The organism is Rhizobium sp. P2_G2 (assembly GCF_056403555.1).
This window is the reverse complement of sequence record NZ_JBFUFF010000121.1, coordinates 1-16,232: the sequence shown is the minus strand read 5'-3', so window position 1 is coordinate 16,232 and position 16,232 is coordinate 1. Positions and strand designations below refer to the sequence as shown.

At 59.9% G+C, this 16,232-nt stretch carries 17 protein-coding genes; 12 read left to right on the top strand and 5 right to left on the bottom strand.

The genetic code is table 11. From position 1 onward, the window contains the following. From AC1D06_RS37350 to purN, 4 genes are all read left to right on the top strand, one after another. On the top strand, window positions 1–329 hold a 329-nt coding region (locus AC1D06_RS37350), incomplete at its 5' end, for an acetylxylan esterase (protein WP_477990700.1). Next, on the top strand, window positions 283–1,011 hold the full coding sequence (locus AC1D06_RS37345) for an esterase family protein (protein WP_477990699.1): 729 nt from the start codon (window positions 283–285) through the stop codon (window positions 1,009–1,011). The genes AC1D06_RS37350 and AC1D06_RS37345, both read left to right, overlap by 47 nt. A gap of 129 nt (window positions 1,012–1,140) precedes the next feature. Further along, window positions 1,141–2,214, top strand: a complete 1,074-nt coding sequence (purM, locus tag AC1D06_RS37340; RefSeq protein ID WP_477990698.1) for a phosphoribosylformylglycinamidine cyclo-ligase — start codon at window positions 1,141–1,143, stop codon at window positions 2,212–2,214. Further along, window positions 2,211–2,825 (top strand): phosphoribosylglycinamide formyltransferase, encoded by a 615-nt coding sequence (gene purN, locus AC1D06_RS37335; RefSeq protein ID WP_477990697.1) that lies wholly within the window; start codon window positions 2,211–2,213, stop codon window positions 2,823–2,825. The genes purM and purN overlap by 4 nt, the downstream gene beginning before the upstream one ends. A 59-nt stretch (window positions 2,826–2,884) precedes the next feature. Here the strand turns inward: purN and AC1D06_RS37330 are convergent, their stop codons facing one another. Further along, complete coding sequence (locus tag AC1D06_RS37330; RefSeq protein WP_477876562.1) at window positions 2,885–3,850, bottom strand: GGDEF domain-containing protein; 966 nt, start codon at window positions 3,848–3,850, stop codon at window positions 2,885–2,887. A gap of 486 nt (window positions 3,851–4,336) precedes the next feature. Between AC1D06_RS37330 and AC1D06_RS37325 the strand changes: the two genes are divergently transcribed. The 3 genes from AC1D06_RS37325 to AC1D06_RS37315 all read left to right on the top strand — a co-directional run bounded on the left by AC1D06_RS37325 (window position 4,337) and on the right by AC1D06_RS37315 (window position 7,475). Further along, entirely contained in the window at window positions 4,337–5,161 is an 825-nt protein-coding gene (locus AC1D06_RS37325; RefSeq protein ID WP_477990696.1) for a hypothetical protein, read from the top strand. Between the two features lie 54 nt (window positions 5,162–5,215). Further along, window positions 5,216–6,139 (top strand): omptin family outer membrane protease, encoded by a 924-nt coding sequence (locus AC1D06_RS37320; protein ID WP_477876560.1) that lies wholly within the window; start codon window positions 5,216–5,218, stop codon window positions 6,137–6,139. A gap of 169 nt (window positions 6,140–6,308) precedes the next feature. Then, on the top strand, window positions 6,309–7,475 hold the full coding sequence (locus AC1D06_RS37315) for a calcium-binding protein (protein ID WP_477990695.1): 1,167 nt from the start codon (window positions 6,309–6,311) through the stop codon (window positions 7,473–7,475). Between the two features lie 96 nt (window positions 7,476–7,571). Here AC1D06_RS37315 and AC1D06_RS37310 read toward each other — a convergent pair whose 3' ends face one another. Beyond that, window positions 7,572–8,159, bottom strand: a complete 588-nt coding sequence (locus AC1D06_RS37310) for an NUDIX domain-containing protein (protein WP_477876558.1) — start codon at window positions 8,157–8,159, stop codon at window positions 7,572–7,574. A 65-nt stretch (window positions 8,160–8,224) separates the two neighbouring features. Continuing rightward, a complete protein-coding gene (locus AC1D06_RS37305; RefSeq protein ID WP_477990694.1) occupies window positions 8,225–10,363 on the bottom strand; it encodes a molybdopterin oxidoreductase family protein in 2,139 nt (712 codons plus the stop codon). 72 nt (window positions 10,364–10,435) lie between these two features. Here AC1D06_RS37305 and AC1D06_RS37300 point away from each other — a divergent pair, with 72 nt between their 5' ends. Further along, window positions 10,436–11,284 carry a 23S rRNA (adenine(2030)-N(6))-methyltransferase RlmJ gene (locus tag AC1D06_RS37300; RefSeq protein ID WP_477990693.1) on the top strand — a complete coding sequence of 283 codons (849 nt, stop codon included), beginning with the start codon at window positions 10,436–10,438 and terminating at the stop codon, window positions 11,282–11,284. Window positions 11,285–11,378: 94 nt separating this feature from the next. Here the strand turns inward: AC1D06_RS37300 and AC1D06_RS37295 are convergent, their stop codons facing one another. Further along, window positions 11,379–12,686 (bottom strand): TadE/TadG family type IV pilus assembly protein, encoded by a 1,308-nt coding sequence (locus tag AC1D06_RS37295; RefSeq protein ID WP_477990692.1) that lies wholly within the window; start codon window positions 12,684–12,686, stop codon window positions 11,379–11,381. 223 nt (window positions 12,687–12,909) lie between these two features. Here AC1D06_RS37295 and AC1D06_RS37290 point away from each other — a divergent pair, with 223 nt between their 5' ends. The 4 genes from AC1D06_RS37290 (at window position 12,910) to AC1D06_RS37275 (ending at window position 15,521) form a co-directional block, all read left to right on the top strand. Beyond that, on the top strand, window positions 12,910–13,716 hold the full coding sequence (locus tag AC1D06_RS37290; protein WP_477990691.1) for a metallophosphoesterase: 807 nt from the start codon (window positions 12,910–12,912) through the stop codon (window positions 13,714–13,716). A gap of 82 nt (window positions 13,717–13,798) precedes the next feature. Then, on the top strand, window positions 13,799–14,242 hold the full coding sequence (locus tag AC1D06_RS37285) for a hypothetical protein (RefSeq protein ID WP_477990690.1): 444 nt from the start codon (window positions 13,799–13,801) through the stop codon (window positions 14,240–14,242). An 11-nt stretch (window positions 14,243–14,253) separates the two neighbouring features. Then, window positions 14,254–14,901 (top strand): ribonuclease T2 family protein, encoded by a 648-nt coding sequence (locus tag AC1D06_RS37280; protein ID WP_477990689.1) that lies wholly within the window; start codon window positions 14,254–14,256, stop codon window positions 14,899–14,901. Window positions 14,902–14,915: 14 nt separating this feature from the next. After that, window positions 14,916–15,521, top strand: coding sequence for a glutathione S-transferase family protein (locus tag AC1D06_RS37275; protein ID WP_477990688.1), 606 nt, complete (start codon window positions 14,916–14,918; stop codon window positions 15,519–15,521). 88 nt (window positions 15,522–15,609) lie between these two features. On the opposite strand, the gene AC1D06_RS37270 is transcribed toward AC1D06_RS37275, so the two are convergent. Beyond that, window positions 15,610–15,939, bottom strand: a complete 330-nt coding sequence (locus AC1D06_RS37270) for a hypothetical protein (RefSeq protein ID WP_477876549.1) — start codon at window positions 15,937–15,939, stop codon at window positions 15,610–15,612. Between the last annotated feature and the right edge of the window lie 293 nt (window positions 15,940–16,232).

Below are 16,232 nucleotides of genomic sequence, written 5' to 3'. Positions count from 1 at the left end.
GTGCCGCGAGCGTACAGATCTATGCGAAGAGGCATCCCGAGGTGCACGAGATGCTGCGCCGTTATGATGCGGCGATCGCCGCCACAAGGATCAAAGTGCCGATGCTGGTGGCCGCGGCCCTCTTCGACCCGGCGGTGGCGCCGCCCTGCCAGTTCTCCATAGCCAATGCGCTCGAGTCATCAAAGTTTTATGAAACCTTCATATTAGACGCGGGCCATTTCGAATATTCAGGTAGCATGGAACAGGAAAACACGCTCCGCGAAAAGGTCAGACAGTTCTTCGATGAACCGCGAATATCTCCGCTGGTACAGTCCGCGCCTCCATCGTGACATGGAGCTTCTGGAGTTCGGCCATGCCGGCGCCAAGGTGCTGATGTTTCCCACGCGCGACGGCCGCTTTTGGGAATATGAGGAACTCGGCATTGTCGGCAGCCTGGCCGATAAAGTTTCCGCCGGCCAACTGCAACTCTACTGTATCGAAGGACTGGCCAACGAAAGCTTTTATGGCTCCGGCTGGCACCCTGCCGACCGCATTCGCCGGCACGCTGCGCTCGAGGACTATGTGCTCCATGAAGTGCTGCCGCTGATGGCCGAGAAGAACAGCCATGACTGCACCATCGTGCAGGGCTGCAGCCTCGGCGCCTACCAGGCTGCGAACCTGGTCTTCCGCCATCCGCACCTGTTTCGCAAACTTGTCGCCTTTTCCGGACGCTACGACCTGACGATGAAAGTCGAATGTTTCGGCGATCTGTTCGACGGCTATTACGACGATACGATCTACTATCACATGCCGAGCCATTTCCTGCCCGGCCTCGATTGCGAATGGCGGCTGTCGAAACTCCGGCAGATGGAGATCGTGCTCACCATCGGCAATGAGGACCCGTTCATCGACAACAACCGGCATCTGAGCCACGTGCTCGCCGCAAAAGGCGTACAGCACCAGCTGCATTTCTGGGACGGCCGCGCCCATCGCGCCGGCGCCTGGCGGCGGATGGCGCCACTTTATATCTGACGGCCACAGGCCGTCGCCGCAGGAATCTGCCAATTCCAACAACTATTCGCCTTTCTCGCGCCGCTCTTTCTTGAAAATCCCTCTCCGGCATGCCATTGCGCGGAAAACGCGGAACCACCGGAGAGCGCGATGACCGACGCCAAAAGAAACGGCCTGACCTATAGCGATGCGGGCGTCGATATCGATGCCGGCAATCTCATGGTCGAAAAGATCAAGCCGCTGGTGCGTTCCACCCGGAGGCCGGGCGCTGATGTCGAGATCGGCGGCTTCGGCGGCCTCTTCGATCTCAAGGCGGCCGGCTTTATCGATCCGATCCTTGTGGCGGCCAATGACGGCGTCGGCACCAAGCTCAAGGTCGCCATCGATGCCGGCAAGCACGATACGGTCGGCATCGATCTCGTCGCCATGTGCGTCAACGACCTCGTCGTGCAGGCAGCCGAGCCGCTGCTCTTCCTCGACTATTTCGCCACCGGCAAGCTCGATCCGGACCAGGGTGCGGCGATCGTCGCCGGCATTGCCGAGGGCTGCCGGCAGGCGGGTGCGGCGCTGATCGGCGGCGAGACGGCCGAAATGCCGGGCATGTATCGCGAGGGCGACTACGATCTTGCCGGCTTTGCGGTGGGTGCTGCCGAGCGCGGGCAATTGCTGCCGAAGGGCGATGTTGCCGAAGGCGACGTGATCCTCGGGCTCGCCTCTTCCGGCGTCCATTCCAACGGCTATTCGCTGGTGCGCAAAATTGTCGAGCTCTCCGGGCTCGGCTGGGAGGCGAAGGCGCCGTTCGACGCCGAAAAGACGCTCGCCGAGGCGCTGCTGACGCCGACGAAAATCTATGTGAAGCCGTTGCTCAAGGCGATCCGCGAAACCGGTGCGATCAAGGCGCTGGCCCATATCACCGGCGGCGGTTTTCCGGAGAACATTCCGCGCGTGCTGCCCAAGACGCTTGCCGCCGAGGTCGAACTTGGCTCTATCCCCGTCAGGCCGGTGTTCCGCTGGCTGGCATCCACGGGCGGTGTCGCCGAGCGCGAGATGCTGCGTACCTTCAATTGCGGCATCGGCATGATCGCCGTCGTGCCGGCCGACAAGGTGGATGCAGTGGCGGCAATCCTGACGGCCGAGGGCGAAACTGTGGTCGAGCTCGGTCGAATGATCGCCCGTGCCGAAGGCGCGCCGGGCGTCGCCTATAAGGGCAGCCTCGGCCTATGACGCGCAAACGTGCCGTGATCTTCATCTCGGGCGGCGGCTCGAACATGGCAGCGCTGATCGAAGCCGCCAAGGATGCGGCCTATCCTGTGGAATTCGTCGCGGTGGTTTCCGACAAGAAGGATGCCGGCGGGCTTGCCAAGGCGCAGGCACAGGGTATCCGCACTGCCGCGTTCGAGCGAAGGGATTTCGCCTCCAAGGTCGAGCATGAGCGCGCCATCCTCGATTTCCTCGACGAAATCCACCCAGACCTGATCTGCCTTGCCGGTTACATGCGTCTGCTGTCCGTGGACTTCATCTCGGCCTATGAGCATCGCATCATCAATATCCATCCATCGCTGCTGCCGCTGTTCCCGGGCCTGCACACCCATCAGCGAGCGCTCGACGCCGGCATGAAGGTGGCCGGCTGCTCGGTGCATTATGTCACCGAAGGCGTCGACGAAGGTCCGATCGTCGCCCAGGCGGTCGTGCCCGTGCTTGACGGCGACACTGCCGAGACGCTGGCGGCACGGGTTCTGACGGCGGAGCATCGGCTTTACAGGGAGGCGGTGGGCAAGGTGGCGAACGGCAGCGGCTCAACGGACGATCAAGCCAGACTCGTCTCGCTCGGATAGGTCGCCGAGACAGGGACTGCCGATTGGCGATACAGGATCACCCAGGCTTGTCCGGCGAATTAAGCTGCGGTGGCTGTTTCCTGCGGGCTGTGCGCATCGCTTTCCACGACGACGCGATTCCTTCCTCCATGCTTCGCCGCATATAGAGCCGCATCAGCGCGCCCGAGCTGCGCTTCGAACGTGTCCTTGGCGCCACGGCTCGCCGCAACGCCGAAAGAGACGGTAAATTGGAACGCCGCGTCAGGCGTGTCGACAGTCAGCGCGGCGATGCGCAGGCGCAGACGCTCGGCAAATGACGCTGCCGTCCGGATGTCGGACGAAGGCAAGATAGCAACGAACTCTTCGCCACCAATCCTTGCAAATGTGCAATCGAGATTCTCTGACGAGCTGAAATCGCCGACCAGTGATGAAAAGAGCTTGAGCGCCCTGTCGCCCGCGGCATGGCCATAGACGTCGTTGATCTTCTTGAAATGATCGATGTCCATGGCGATGACGCAGACACTGCCTTCCACGGCGCTTGAAGCGACCGACGCCCGGCCGACCTCGAAGGCGTATCGCCGATTGTAGGCCCCGGTGAGTTCATCGGTGATGGTGAGCCTGCGCAGGGCTTCTTCCTTCTCCTTCAGGTCCGTGATGTCCTGCAACAGAAGCTGGATGACGGAATTTCCCTGCCACGGCAGCGGGCCGGCGATGAGGTTGATCGTACGCGGCCGGACGGGATTGCGCAGCGTGAGTTCGGTCGCATGTGCCATTATGTCCGCATGGAAAGCAGCATCCATATGTCTGCTGGCCTCGGTGAAGTCCTCCCCAACGAAATCAAGGAAATGCATGCCGACGAGTTCATCCTGCCCCACTTGAAGCAAATTCGCGGCCTCTCGGTTGGCAAAGATGATGCCTTGCTGGGTGTGGATGATCAGTCCCATCGGCATTGAATCCAACATGATACCCATGCGCTGCTGCGTGTCGAGGAGCATTTGCTTGGTATGCACCGCCGCATTCGTAGCTTCATCATCGTCGAAAAACATTGGAACCTCACAGTCAGGGATCGATAGGCACACCGGACGGTAACCAACAGAGAACAACAGCAGATGATAACATATCGTTAAACCTTTGATTTTGTGACAATTTATTACACACTCATGCGTTTGCGTTACCGAACGCTCATTCCTTATGCCACCCGGCCGGGATATGGACGATCCGATGCTGCTCACCGCTGCTCTCATCCTGTGCATGGGAAGAGGTAGAATATCGCGCGAAGCCGCCATTGGCTCGATGATCTCGATGATGTCGCCGATCTCCGCGGACGAGGGGCCTTTTGCAACGCCAAGCCGGACCGGCAAGCCCCGAAAGCATCACAAGAAGACAGATTGCTAAAATGCCTTGGAATCCCGCAAGCTCTCCTGAACCGTCATACCAAATGCGTGGCCGCCTCCGCCGTCGCCGTACGCGTTGTTAAGCCCACCTTAACGCGCCCAGCCGTTCACTGGCACCGCTATCGGAAGCGGCAGACCATGAAGAGATTCTTTTCCTATTTCGCCTCGCTTTCAAAGGGGCAGCAGACATTCCTGATCGCGCTCGGCGTGCTCGTCGTCGTTCCCTTCACGACGCTTGTCGGCCTGCAAATCTACAATGCCGCCAATCTTGCAATGCTCGGCAGCGACATTTCCGTGCGCGAGACTGAGTGGAAGTCCGAGGCGCTGGCACTCAACACCAATGTCGATCCGGAAAGCCTGAAGAGCACGACCAACCAACATGCCTATCGGCTGCTCGCCAGTCATGCCGACCTGGTGCCCGAGCGGCGCGTCGTGGTTACTGTCCAGGAACCGCTCGACGACATGAAGACGAAGCACACGGAAACCAGCCAGGACGGCCTGCTCGACAAGGCGGCGCAGAAGATCCAGAGCAAGGGCGAGGAGGAATGCGCGCTGCTGATCGGCACACTCGCCTCGCAATGCACCGTGATGTCCGCAACCGGCCGACCGCTCGGTGATACCGGCTACGAATACCAACTGCAGCTCGCCTTCTCGGAAATCCATCCGTTCGGCAAGTCCGATCCCGCGACCCATTACGAATTCATGCTCACCCGCTCCAGCCCCGGCCGGGCGGCGACCAACAGCCGCATCTATTTCGAACAGTCCGCCAGTCAGCGCCGCCGTATCTACGAGGACGTCGCCGACACATGCCAGGCGATCCGGGAAAAATCGGGCAATTGCAGCGTCACCGCACTGTCGATCGCCTCGCGTCTCGATCGCGGTACGCCAATGGCCCGGCTTTCGGCTTCGGCAGCTTACGCGAGCCTTGTCAAGGCCTCCGAACTGGCAGCCTCAACCCATTGATGCGTGTCCGGCTCTGCCCTATCATCGCTCTCGGATATCAGCCGGGGGGTGCCGATGCGGCGCGTATTTCTGACGACCTTACTCGTTGCAACCGCTGGCGCGGCGCAGGCCGGCGACATCAAGCTGCAATCGCTGGATGGCACCGTAACCTTCACCGGCAGCTTCGGCATTTCAGCGATCAAGGCGAATGAATATGTCTATCAGGGCCCGGTCAAGGTCTCGCAGCTGATCTGGAAAAGCCGTTACGTCAATACCATCAACGGCATGATCACCGTCGACCTGGACCATGACTGGTATGCCAGCGCGGAGGGCATGGTCGGTTTCAATGGCGATGGACATCTCGTCGACTATGACTGGCTGAAACCCGGCAACCCCTGGTCGGACAGGTCGCTCCACCCCGACACGCGGCTCAATCACTATTTCGCGCTCGGCGCGGAAGTCGGGCGGACGCTTGTGTCCCGCGACAACACAGATATCGGCCTCGGCGCCGGGTTCAAATATACCGACGTGCAATGGTCCGCCTGGGGTGGTTCCTATATCTATAGCGGCAACGGCTTTCGCGACATGCATGGCCATTTCGACCCGAACCAGAAGGGTATCACCTTCCGGCAGGTCTGGCCTGTTCCCTATCTAGGACTCAATCTCAGCCACAAGGAAGGGGCCTGGTCATTCTCGAGTGCGCTGCGCGGAGGCGTCTCCGTCAATGGCTATGATATCGACGACCATTGGGTACGCAGCCTGAGGTTCATCGATAATTTGGACGCGACACCGACCGCCTCGCTGACCAGTTCGGTGAATTACGCCCTTTCACAGCGGATGTCGCTTTATCTCAGCGGCTCGTTCGACCGGATGTTCAAGACACGCGCCGACACCAAGACGATCAACGAGAAGAACGGCAAAGTCTTTCATGACAAGAATGACGCCGGCGGCGATTTCAGTTCAGCAACGATCTCGTTCGGGCTGAAGGGACAGTTTTAGCCCGTATCTCTGCGCAACTCCGCGCAATGCAAGCAACCACTGCTGGGGCAACGTCACAAGCCGTGCCGACCATCGTTAAAGCACCGCCGTTCTCCAACCGGCTGCCTTGCAACAAAATAACCTTGGCCTGTGAAACGTTGAGGGGGGTATCAACGCTTAAGAGGTCCCGATGGCGACGCATACAATCACAGGCACGAGAACGAAACCCTGGCATATAACAACAGCGAATGACACATGGATTTTATCCGAAGGTGCCACTTTCAAAATCACCGGCATGCCGGCTATCGACGATACCCCTGCAGCCGGTCACAGCGATATCCAAATTCTCGGAACCCTGACGGCGCCAGATGCGTCTGCCATTGATCTGCAAACCGACGGCAACTCGGTTCTGTTCGGCGCCAATTCGATCACCAACACAAAAACAGCCGCCTACCTTTCAGGTGCCGACAATACGATTGTGAACCACGGCGACATCACCGCCACCTATGTTGCACTCTATGGCGGCGAAGGCACTTCCTTTACGAATTCCGGTTCGGTCACTGGTTATGGCGGGTTTGAGTCCGCGGAAAAGGGCACTCATATCGTCAATCAGGCAGGCGGATCGATCGATGTCAGCCATGTGGCAATCTATCTGCTCGGAACCTCGGGGACCGCGACCATCGACAACATGGGCAAGATTTCCGGCAATGAGGCTGCGATCACGGACGGCTCGTCTGGTGGGGTCACGCGGGTGACCAATACAGGTACTATTCAGGGACTGATCGATCTCGGCGACGGAAACGACTATTTCGACAGTCATCTCGGCACGTATACGAGCGTCGCCGGCGGCGATGGAAGCGATACGTATATCCTCGGCAAAGGACAGCATGTGCTCGAAAATGCCGGCAAAGGCCTCGACACGGTGAAAAGCTACGCGAGCGCCACCCTGGATGCCAATGTCGACTTTCTCTACCTGCTCGGCAAGGGCAACCTCAACGGCCATGGCAATGACCTGAATAACCTTGTTTACGGAAACAAGGGTGACAATCACCTCTTCGGCATGGGCGGAGAAGATACGATCGGCGGCAAGGCCGGCAACGATTTGCTCACCGGCGGCGCCGGCAACGACATTTTCGTCTTCGGCAAGGGTGATCAGGTGGACACGATCACCGACTATATCGACGGCGAAGATACGATCCACCTGAAGAACTTCGCCGGCATTACCAGCGTTTCGGATATCCAATCACACATGTCGCAACATGGATCGGATGTCTGGCTTTCATTCGGACACGGCGACAAACTTATCGTTCAGGCGACGTCGCTGGCCGAACTGGATGCGACCGCATTCACACTGTAGCCGGATGATCGGCGCCCGGTGCAGGACTGATCCTGCACCGGCCTTTTCCAGGCGCTGTCAGATGACGATGGGTGGCGCGCGAGATGATAATGCGCTTCAGGCGCCGTACTTCATCTTCGCCCATTGCAGCAGCATGATCGTCTTGGCGTCGCAGATCTTGCCCGTGCCGATCATTTCATAGGCGTCAGCGAGCGGGATTTCGAGGATTTCGATGTCCTCCCCCTCTTCCTCCAAACCGCCGCCCGTGCCGGATTTCATCGTCACGTCGATCTCGGCGGCGAAGAAGCTGACCTTTTCTGTCAGCGTGCCGGGCGACATATAGGCGTCGAAGAGATAGTCGGCGCGGTCGATGCGATAGCCGGTTTCCTCCATCGCTTCGCGGATGATGGCGGTCAGCGAATCGTCCTTGTCGAGCAGGCCAGCCGGGGTTTCGATCATAAAACCATCGTCGCCGTTCATGACGGGCGGCACGCGGAGCTGGCGGACGAAGATCACGCTTTTGCGCCTAACGTCATAGAGCAGGATCGTGGCGGCATTGCCGTGGTCGTGGATCTCGCGCACCACGGTCTGGCGGCCGCCGGCCAGCGTCTCGTGCTCGACCGTGACTTTCTGCAGATGGACGAAACGCTTGGAGAGCGTTTCGGACGAAAGGATTTTCACTTTCGGTTCGGTCTTGGCATCCATGAATTCACGCTACTTTCCTGGTGATCGGGGAGGATTGGCAATGCGGCAGGTAACGAAAACACCGGTCAGGCGACCGATGCGGTTTTGTTGGAGGTCCGGAGCCAGACGCGATTGTCGTGCACGCCGACGCCGCCATGTGGCGCGATATTGTCGGCACCGGTCAGAACATTGATGCCCTCGCCGTCGAGATGCGCCTTGTTCGGCCACAGGCCTTCGGCGATCAGCACGCCGGGCCTGGTCAAATCGCTCACTCTGGCGTGGATGCGCAGCGCGCCGCGCAGATTGCCGAGGGTGACGATGTCGCCATTGGCGATCCCTTCCCGCTCGGCATCGTCAGGCGAAATCATCACCTCCGGCCGGCCCTCCTTCTCGCGCGAGGTCTTGGTCTCGGAGAAGGTGGAATTGAGATAGTTGCGCGCCGGTGGGGTCGCGAGGCGGTAGGGATGATCGGCATCCGGCAGTTCGATCACCGGGCAGAAATCCGGGAAGGCCGGCAATTGGCTGACCGGCCCCAGCAGGCCGACATTATCAGGTGGACGGATCGAGCCGCGCTGGCCGATCCAGTCGGGCTTGAAACGGAACTTACCGTCGGGATGGCCGAAGCCTCTGACATAGTGGGCTGTGTCGAAATCCGGCTGGCGATCGTGCCACTTCTCGGCTTCGAGCTCTTCGTAATCCGGCATGCCATCGCCCGAGAGGATTTCGTCGATATGCTCGCGCTCGCTCAACCCAAAGCCCGGCATGTGCGACACGCCGAGGCGCTTGGCGAGTTCCTCGATGACGAAGAGGTTGGTGCGCACGGTGGACGGCGGCTCTACCAATTTCGGGCCGAGCACGATGTGGCTCTGGCCTCCGGCCTTGTAGATGTCGTCATGCTCGACGAACATGGTGGCGGGCAGGACGATGTCGGCCAGTTCGGCGGTCTCGGTCACGAACTGCTCGTGCACGGCGACAAAAAGGTCGTCGCGCAGGAAGCCGCGCTTGACCAGCCGCTGCTCGGGCATGACGTTGACCGGATTGGTGTTCTGGATCAGCATCGCGGTCACCGGCGGGCCATGACGCAATGCCTTGGCGTCGCCGGTCAGGATGCGACCGAGCTCGGACTGGTCGAGCTGGCGGACATTCCGGTCGGCAAAACCCTGGCCCGTTAAAAGGTCGTTCTTCATGCCAAAGATCGCGGCATTGGTATGGAAGCCACCGCCGCCTTCATATTGCCAGGAACCGAGCACGGTCGGCAGGCTTAGCGCCGCATGCATGGAGACCGTGCCATTGCGGCTGCGGGAAAAACCGTAGCCGAGGCGGAAATAGGTCTTCTTCGTCGTGCCCACCAGTTTTCCGAACGCCTCGATCTCCTCGACTGACAGGCCGGTGATCGCGGCCGCCCATTCCGGCGTCTTCGTTGCAAGATGCGCTTCGAGACCAACTGGATCGTCGGCATATTTCGCCATATAGCCGCGGTCGGCATAGCCGTCGCGGAAGGCGATATGCATGGCGGCGCAGGCGAGTGCCGCGTCCGATCCCGGCCTGAGGATCAACTTGATATCGGCCTGCTTCATCGTCGGATTGTCGTAGATGTCGACGACGACGATCTTTGCACCGCGATCCTTGCGGGCGCGGGTGGCATGCGTCATCACGTTGACCTGGGTCGTCACGGCATTGGTGCCCCAGATCACGACGCAATCCGCCTTGGCCATTTCGCGCGGATCGGGGCCGCGCAGTGCGCCGGTTCCCATATAATAACCGGACCAGGCCGGGTTGGTGCAGATGGAATCGAAGAAGCCGGAATATTTCTTGGCGTGGCGGAGGCGCTCGATGGAATCGCGCTGCACCCAGCCCATCGTGCCGGCGTAGAAATACGGCCAGACGGTTTCGGCACCATAACGGGCTTCCGCCTTGAGGAAAGCATCGGCGATCTCGTCGAGCGCATCGGTCCAGTCGATGCGCTGCCAGTTCCCCTCCCCCTTGGCGCCCTTGCGACGCATGGGATGCATCAGCCGATCCGGATGATAGAGCCGCTCGGCATAGCGGGCGACCTTGGCGCAGATGACGCCGGCCGTGTAGCTGTTGTCGGCGGCACCGCGGACGCGGCCGATGCGGCCGTCAGCCTGGATCTCGACCTCGAGCGCGCAGGTGGAGGGACAGTCATGCGGGCAGGCCGAATGACCGATCGTGATTTTTTCCGGTATGCGGGTCGCAATGTTCATGGCAATTGTATAATCGAAGCCGGCGCGCGGGAAAAGTTGCCGCAGTGCACATCAGGAAAATTCATCCGACCCATGAACTACCGCCATATCTATCATGCCGGCAATTTCGCCGATGTCTTCAAGCATGCGGTGCTTGCGCGGCTGATCGCCTATCTCAAGCAGAAGGACAAGCCGTTCCGGGTGATCGATACCCATGCCGGCATTGGTGTCTATGATCTTTCCTCCGAAGAGGCGCAGAAGACCGGCGAGTGGCGCGATGGCATCGGCCGGGTGATGGGGGCGTCACTACCCTCGTCCGTTGCGCCGCTGATCGAACCCTATCTGCAGACCGTGCGGGCACTCAACCCCGACGGCGGCGTGAGGCTCTATCCAGGCTCGCCGAAAATCTCGCGCCTGATGCTGCGCAAGGAAGATCGGCTATCGCTGATGGAACTCCACCCGGCCGACTATGAAGCGCTGGCGGCAAACTTCACCGGCGATTTCCAGACGCGCGCGACGCATCTCGACGGCTGGCTGGCGCTCAACGCGCATCTGCCGCCAAAGGAGAAGCGCGGGCTGATCCTCGTCGACCCACCCTTCGAGCTGGAGGGCGAATATCGACGGCTTGCCGATGGGCTCGGCAAGGCCTGGCGAATATTTCCAGGCGGCGTTTATTGCCTCTGGTATCCGCTGAAGCAGGGCGCGCCGATCAAGGCTTTTCACGCGGCGCTGGAAGCGCTGGGCATCCCGAAAATACTCTGCGCCGAACTGTCCGTCCGCAACGATCGCGACACGACCGGCCTGTCGGGCTCGGGCCTGATCATCGTCAACCCGCCCTATACGCTGAAGGGCGAACTCGACACACTCTTGCCGTGGCTCACGAACGTGATAGCGCAGGACCGCTTCGCCGGCAGTCGGACTGTCTGGATCCGCGGCGAGTGATCAACGGTTACGTCAGCCTGGACATGACGGGTTACCCCGTCAGCCTGGACATGACGGGTTACCCCCGTCAGCCGGAGACTAACGGGGTAACAAGTTAGCCCGTTAGTCTGGGAACATTGACGATCTTGAGGAACAGCGCATTCATCGCCTCGGTAATGCCATCCGATGGGCTGACTTCGAAGAACAGACCATCGCTGGCACAGGCCTTCATGGCGGGACTGATCTCAGTGCTGAACGGCTTGATCCAGCTATTATACCATGAATTGGCCGTGACTGGCTGGTAGGTCGTATAGAGCACCGCTATGCGCACGCCATTGGCCTTGATCTTCGTGCAGATCGACGAATCGAGCGGCTGCTGGCACCGCGTACTGCTGGTGATCGTCTTCAGGCAGCCGGTCGGACGGTTGGCGTCCTCAACCCCATCGCTGACCAGGAAAAGCACCTTCTGCGGACTGGTGGCATCCAGACCTGTTCCGCTGGTACCGATGGTGGTCTTGAGGCTGGTCAGGTTGGACAGCAGGTCGGTTTGCTGGTCCTTGTTGTAGTTGTTTCCCTTGATCGTCATCAGATCTATGGTTGCCGTCTTGCTGGCCACCGTCGTCAGGTCGTAGGAAAGCGGCGCAACATTGGTCAGTTGCTCGGTGGCGGCGTCAGTGCCCATGGAATAGACTGACATCCGATATTGATCGGAATATTTGCGGTTCGACGCCGCGGTCGTCATCATGGCCTGCGCAGCCTTGGCAACCACTTGAATGCGCGTGGTGATGTTGAGCGACTTGGCCAGAGTATAGTAATCGCTCACACCGCTCGTGTCGTGACAGGCGAAGGCGCAATTCGCGTCATTCTTGTTGTTCTTCGTCGCGTTCTGCAGGGCGGTGATGTCGGCCGTGGTCGCGCCCAGGCCCATTGACGGCGAGTTATCCAGCATGAGGTAGAAATCGGTGTAGGTTGCCGGCACATAGCTTCCCTGTGAACTCCCTGAAACCGTGACGAAATTCTTGCCGATAATGCCGAGAAAGCTGGTGGGCACTTTTGCCGTAAAGGTTACCGTCGAGGTGAACTGCGTCGCGGTGCGTTGTATGTTCATGTGATAGTCGGTCACGTAGGAGGCGAGCTTGGGGTCGAGATTCGCCTTGAAAATTGCGCCAGCGTCAGTGTTGGCCACATCGACTGTGCCAATGGTTCCGTTCTTCAATGCTGCGATGACGCCGACCGACTGCTCTGCAAGGGCGGATACCGCCGCCGAATCCGCCGACTGCTGCAACTGCCTCTGAGCCGTTAGCGCATAGCTGAGGTCGACTGCGCAGCCGAGCGCCGACACGATCGGTATCGTCAGCAGGCCGAACATGAGGGCGAAATTGCCCGAACGATCTTTCAGGAGACGGCGAAATGTCGGGCTCATGGACGCATCCTTCATGGCGCGAAATCAGGAATATGTCTCATTACTAATTCTCTTGATTTACGAATTGGTTAAACAGCATAGCGGAGCTGACGAACCGCGGTTCTGCGGACCAAAAAAGTACAATTCCGGAGCCAGGACGGAATGGGGACTTGAAACCTGTCACAAAAAGGAGGGAAAAGCCGCTTTATCAAGCAATGCCTCGTTCCAAAGTGATACACCAGCCATGAAACTCGTCCACATCTCCGACATTCACATCAATCCGGAACCCATTCTGGGCTTTGATCCCATCGGCAATTTCGAGGCCTGCCTCGGCCATGTCGCCGAATTCCACGCCGATGCCGACCGTATCGTCATCACCGGTGACCTGACCCACTACGGCAAAGCCGACAGTTATAAGCAGCTAAAAGCCATTCTGGACGCCTCGCCTCTCAAGGACCGGCTCTCGCCTCGCCTGCTGATCGGCAACCATGACAACCGCGAGACCTTCGCCTCGCTGTTCAGCGATGCCGAGCGCGATGAGAACGGCTATGTGCAATGGACTGAGGACACGGATGCCGGTCTCTTCGTCTATCTCGACACTGCCGAGCCCGGCACCCATGCCGGCCATTATGACGCAAAACGGCAAGTGTGGTTGAGCCGCGTGCTGGAACAGGCCGAAACTTCGGGAAAACCGGTGTGGCTGTTCATGCACCACAATCCGCTGCCGGTGCATGTCGCCAATGCCGATGCGATCGGCATCGTGCACGAAGCAGATTTCCACGCCATTTTGCGCCGCCATCGGGAGACGATCCGGCATATTTTCTTCGGTCATTGCCATTTCACGCTGAGCGGGCAGGTCCGCGGCATTCCGTTCTCGGCGCCGCGCTCCACCAACCACGTCTGCTGGCCGGATTTTTCCGGCATCGTCGAGCGCATGGGCTATGGCGCCTTCGCGCCGAACTACAATGTCTGCTTCCTCGGCGATGCTGGCACCGTAATCCATTCGGTCGACTTCCTCGACGCCCATAAGGTGCTCTGGGCCGCGGATTGACAGCGGTGGGGACTGTGGCCGGAATGCTCTTGACCTGATAGGACGAAGCGACCAATGCTGGCGTCTCCTACGGAGAAATACCATGTCTGCCCTTCGTTTCCTGCTCGCGCTCGGCCTTGTCGTCGCAACCCTTTCGATAAACACAGGGAGCGCCTTCGCCTGGCCGGTTCTGGATTCCAGCCCGCAATGTGATGCGAGATGGGTCGCCCGCCAGCTGAAGTTCGATTTCGCATTGAAATTCCGCCACTACAATGAAGCCGGGCTGAAGCTGCAGGAGATCGTCAATCCGACGATGACCTATGAGCGTCAGCGCGACGAATATCACGATGTTGGTCGGCAGTTTTGCCACGCGACCGCGGCACTGAGCGATGGCAGCCGCCGCGACATGTGGTATCTGATCGCCAGGCCTTGGGGTTTCGCCGGCGTGCCAGGCACGGACAACGTGGAATTCTGCGTCGCAGGGCTCGACCCCTGGCATGTCTACGGCAAGGATTGCTCGACGATCCGCGACACCCTTGGCTGGTGAGGAACGACAGGATGGGACGCCTGCTCCGCGTGATGCTTGCCGGATGGACGCTGATCGCGGGCCTTGCTTTGTCGCGACCTGCCGTCGCTGCCGAATTCGATTTCTACGTTCTGTCGCTGTCCTGGTCACCGACCTGGTGTGCCGGGCATGACGCCGGCGGGCGGACGCCGCAATGCGACGGCAAGCATCGGTATAGTCTCGTCGTGCATGGTCTATGGCCGCAGAACGAGCATGGCTATCCCGAGAACTGCCAGAGTTCCGAGCCGGATCGAGTGCCCAGCAATCTGATCCGCAGCCTGTACGACATCGTCCCATCGGCCGGGCTTGCCGGACATGAATGGCGCACGCACGGCACCTGCTCCGGCCTCAGCCAGGAACGCTTTTTCGGTCAGTTGCGCGCAGCCTTTTCAAAGGTCCAGATACCGCCGGTCATTTTCAGCGGCAGCATGAACCGCAAGCTCAGGACCGACGACATCGAGAACCTGATGATCAACGTCAACCCCGGTCTGCGGCGGGACGGCATCGCGGTCACCTGCGAAGACGGCCAACTGGCGGAGATCCGCATCTGCATGACGAAATCGCTCGACTTCCGCTCGTGCGGCGAAGTCGCCCGGCAGAGCTGCCGGCAGAATATAGTCACGCTTCCGCCCATCCCCTGAAGGAATGAGCCATCATGAAACTTTTCTATTCATCGACATCGCCTTATTCCGCCAAGGTGCTGATGGCGGCACGACATCTCGGCATCGAAATCGAGGCCGTGCCGACCAAGACGGACGGTGCGCCCGAAGACCTCATCGCCAGCAATCCGCTCGGCAAAATCCCGGTTCTGCTGCGCGGCGACGATCCGCCGGTCTATGACAGCGTCGCGATCATGCAGTTCCTCAACCGCTCGGCGGAGCATAAGCTCTATCCGCGCAATGACGAACGACGCACAGAGGCCGAAACCCTCGAAGCACTCTGCGACGGAATCACCGATTGTCTGCTGGCGATTGTCTATGAAAAGCGGTTCCGTCCGCCGGAGAAGGTCTACCAGCCCTGGATCGACAGGCAGTGGGAAAAGGCGGCGCGCGGACTCGATCACCTCAATGCCAATCCTCCGGGCGGACTGAAGCGGCTGAACGGCGGGCATTTCGCCATGGCGGCCATGCTCGGCTATCTCGAACTGCGCTTTGCCGGTGAATGGGAAAAGGGCCGCGACAAGCTGAAGGGCTGGCAAGAGCGCTTCGAGAAGGTTTTTCCGGACTATCCGAAACTGAAGCCGCAGGCTTCGGCTGCCTGAGTCATACATGGAGGCCGGATACAGATCCGGCCTCATTCAACTACGCAACCAAAGCCCGCTTTGACAGCGGGCGGCTGCAGACCATTCGTTACATCTTGGTCGAGTCCTGGATGGTCGGCGACTTCTGTATCGGCTGGCCTTTCGGCTGGTTGTCATTGACAGCGGGCGTGGTCGCAGGCGCCCTGTCGACAGATGAGGTGGTCGTCTTGTCGACCGGCGGCGCGATCTTGGAGCCATAATATTCGGCGCCCCACCAGGCGATCATCGCCAGAATGAGGCCGCAAACCAGGACGTAAAGCACAGGTTTGCCCCAACTGCCCTGCCGCGCTTCGGTCGCAGTGAGGGTGACCGGCGCGTCCTGCTCTTCTTCGCGGCGCGCACGAAAATAGCCGTCGGGATTGTCGAGATATTTTGCCATGATGCAATCCTTTCTCCCTTTTGACGGGACGAAGGATAAACCCGGGCAGGATGCGAAAGTTCCGGTCTCGCACCACTGGGGAATGGCCGAGCGGGCCGCAATCGGGATAGGGGGGAGCCAATCAGCTCCGCCCCTCCCACACCACCCGGCATGCGGGTCCGCACCGGGCGGTTGGAGCGGTTGAAGTCGTCAGGCTTATAGTTCTCCCGGCCCGACGCTTGGGTTTGCTTATTCTGGTTCGGCGGGTTTGATTTCTCGCTGCCGTGGCCTCTCGGGCTTCACCCTACCTGCCA

What these genes read in the sequence shown, in the direction of transcription:
- AC1D06_RS37330 (WP_477876562.1), bottom strand. Translation starts at nt 3,850, where the DNA reads ATGTTTTTCGACGATGATGAAGCTACGAATGCGGCGGTGCATACCAAG.
- AC1D06_RS37315 (WP_477990695.1), top strand. Translation starts at nt 6,309, where the DNA reads ATGGCGACGCATACAATCACAGGCACGAGAACGAAACCCTGGCATATA.
- AC1D06_RS37305 (WP_477990694.1), bottom strand. Translation starts at nt 10,363, where the DNA reads ATGAACATTGCGACCCGCATACCGGAAAAAATCACGATCGGTCATTCG.
- AC1D06_RS37290 (WP_477990691.1), top strand. Translation starts at nt 12,910, where the DNA reads ATGAAACTCGTCCACATCTCCGACATTCACATCAATCCGGAACCCATT.
- AC1D06_RS37270 (WP_477876549.1), bottom strand. Translation starts at nt 15,939, where the DNA reads ATGGCAAAATATCTCGACAATCCCGACGGCTATTTTCGTGCGCGCCGC.
- purM (WP_477990698.1), top strand. Translation starts at nt 1,141, where the DNA reads ATGACCGACGCCAAAAGAAACGGCCTGACCTATAGCGATGCGGGCGTC.
- AC1D06_RS37345 (WP_477990699.1), top strand. Translation starts at nt 283, where the DNA reads ATGAACCGCGAATATCTCCGCTGGTACAGTCCGCGCCTCCATCGTGAC.
- AC1D06_RS37280 (WP_477990689.1), top strand. Translation starts at nt 14,254, where the DNA reads ATGGGACGCCTGCTCCGCGTGATGCTTGCCGGATGGACGCTGATCGCG.
- AC1D06_RS37300 (WP_477990693.1), top strand. Translation starts at nt 10,436, where the DNA reads ATGAACTACCGCCATATCTATCATGCCGGCAATTTCGCCGATGTCTTC.
- AC1D06_RS37295 (WP_477990692.1), bottom strand. Translation starts at nt 12,686, where the DNA reads ATGAGCCCGACATTTCGCCGTCTCCTGAAAGATCGTTCGGGCAATTTC.
- purN (WP_477990697.1), top strand. Translation starts at nt 2,211, where the DNA reads ATGACGCGCAAACGTGCCGTGATCTTCATCTCGGGCGGCGGCTCGAAC.
- AC1D06_RS37275 (WP_477990688.1), top strand. Translation starts at nt 14,916, where the DNA reads ATGAAACTTTTCTATTCATCGACATCGCCTTATTCCGCCAAGGTGCTG.
- AC1D06_RS37320 (WP_477876560.1), top strand. Translation starts at nt 5,216, where the DNA reads ATGCGGCGCGTATTTCTGACGACCTTACTCGTTGCAACCGCTGGCGCG.
- AC1D06_RS37325 (WP_477990696.1), top strand. Translation starts at nt 4,337, where the DNA reads ATGAAGAGATTCTTTTCCTATTTCGCCTCGCTTTCAAAGGGGCAGCAG.
- AC1D06_RS37310 (WP_477876558.1), bottom strand. Translation starts at nt 8,159, where the DNA reads ATGGATGCCAAGACCGAACCGAAAGTGAAAATCCTTTCGTCCGAAACG.
- AC1D06_RS37285 (WP_477990690.1), top strand. Translation starts at nt 13,799, where the DNA reads ATGTCTGCCCTTCGTTTCCTGCTCGCGCTCGGCCTTGTCGTCGCAACC.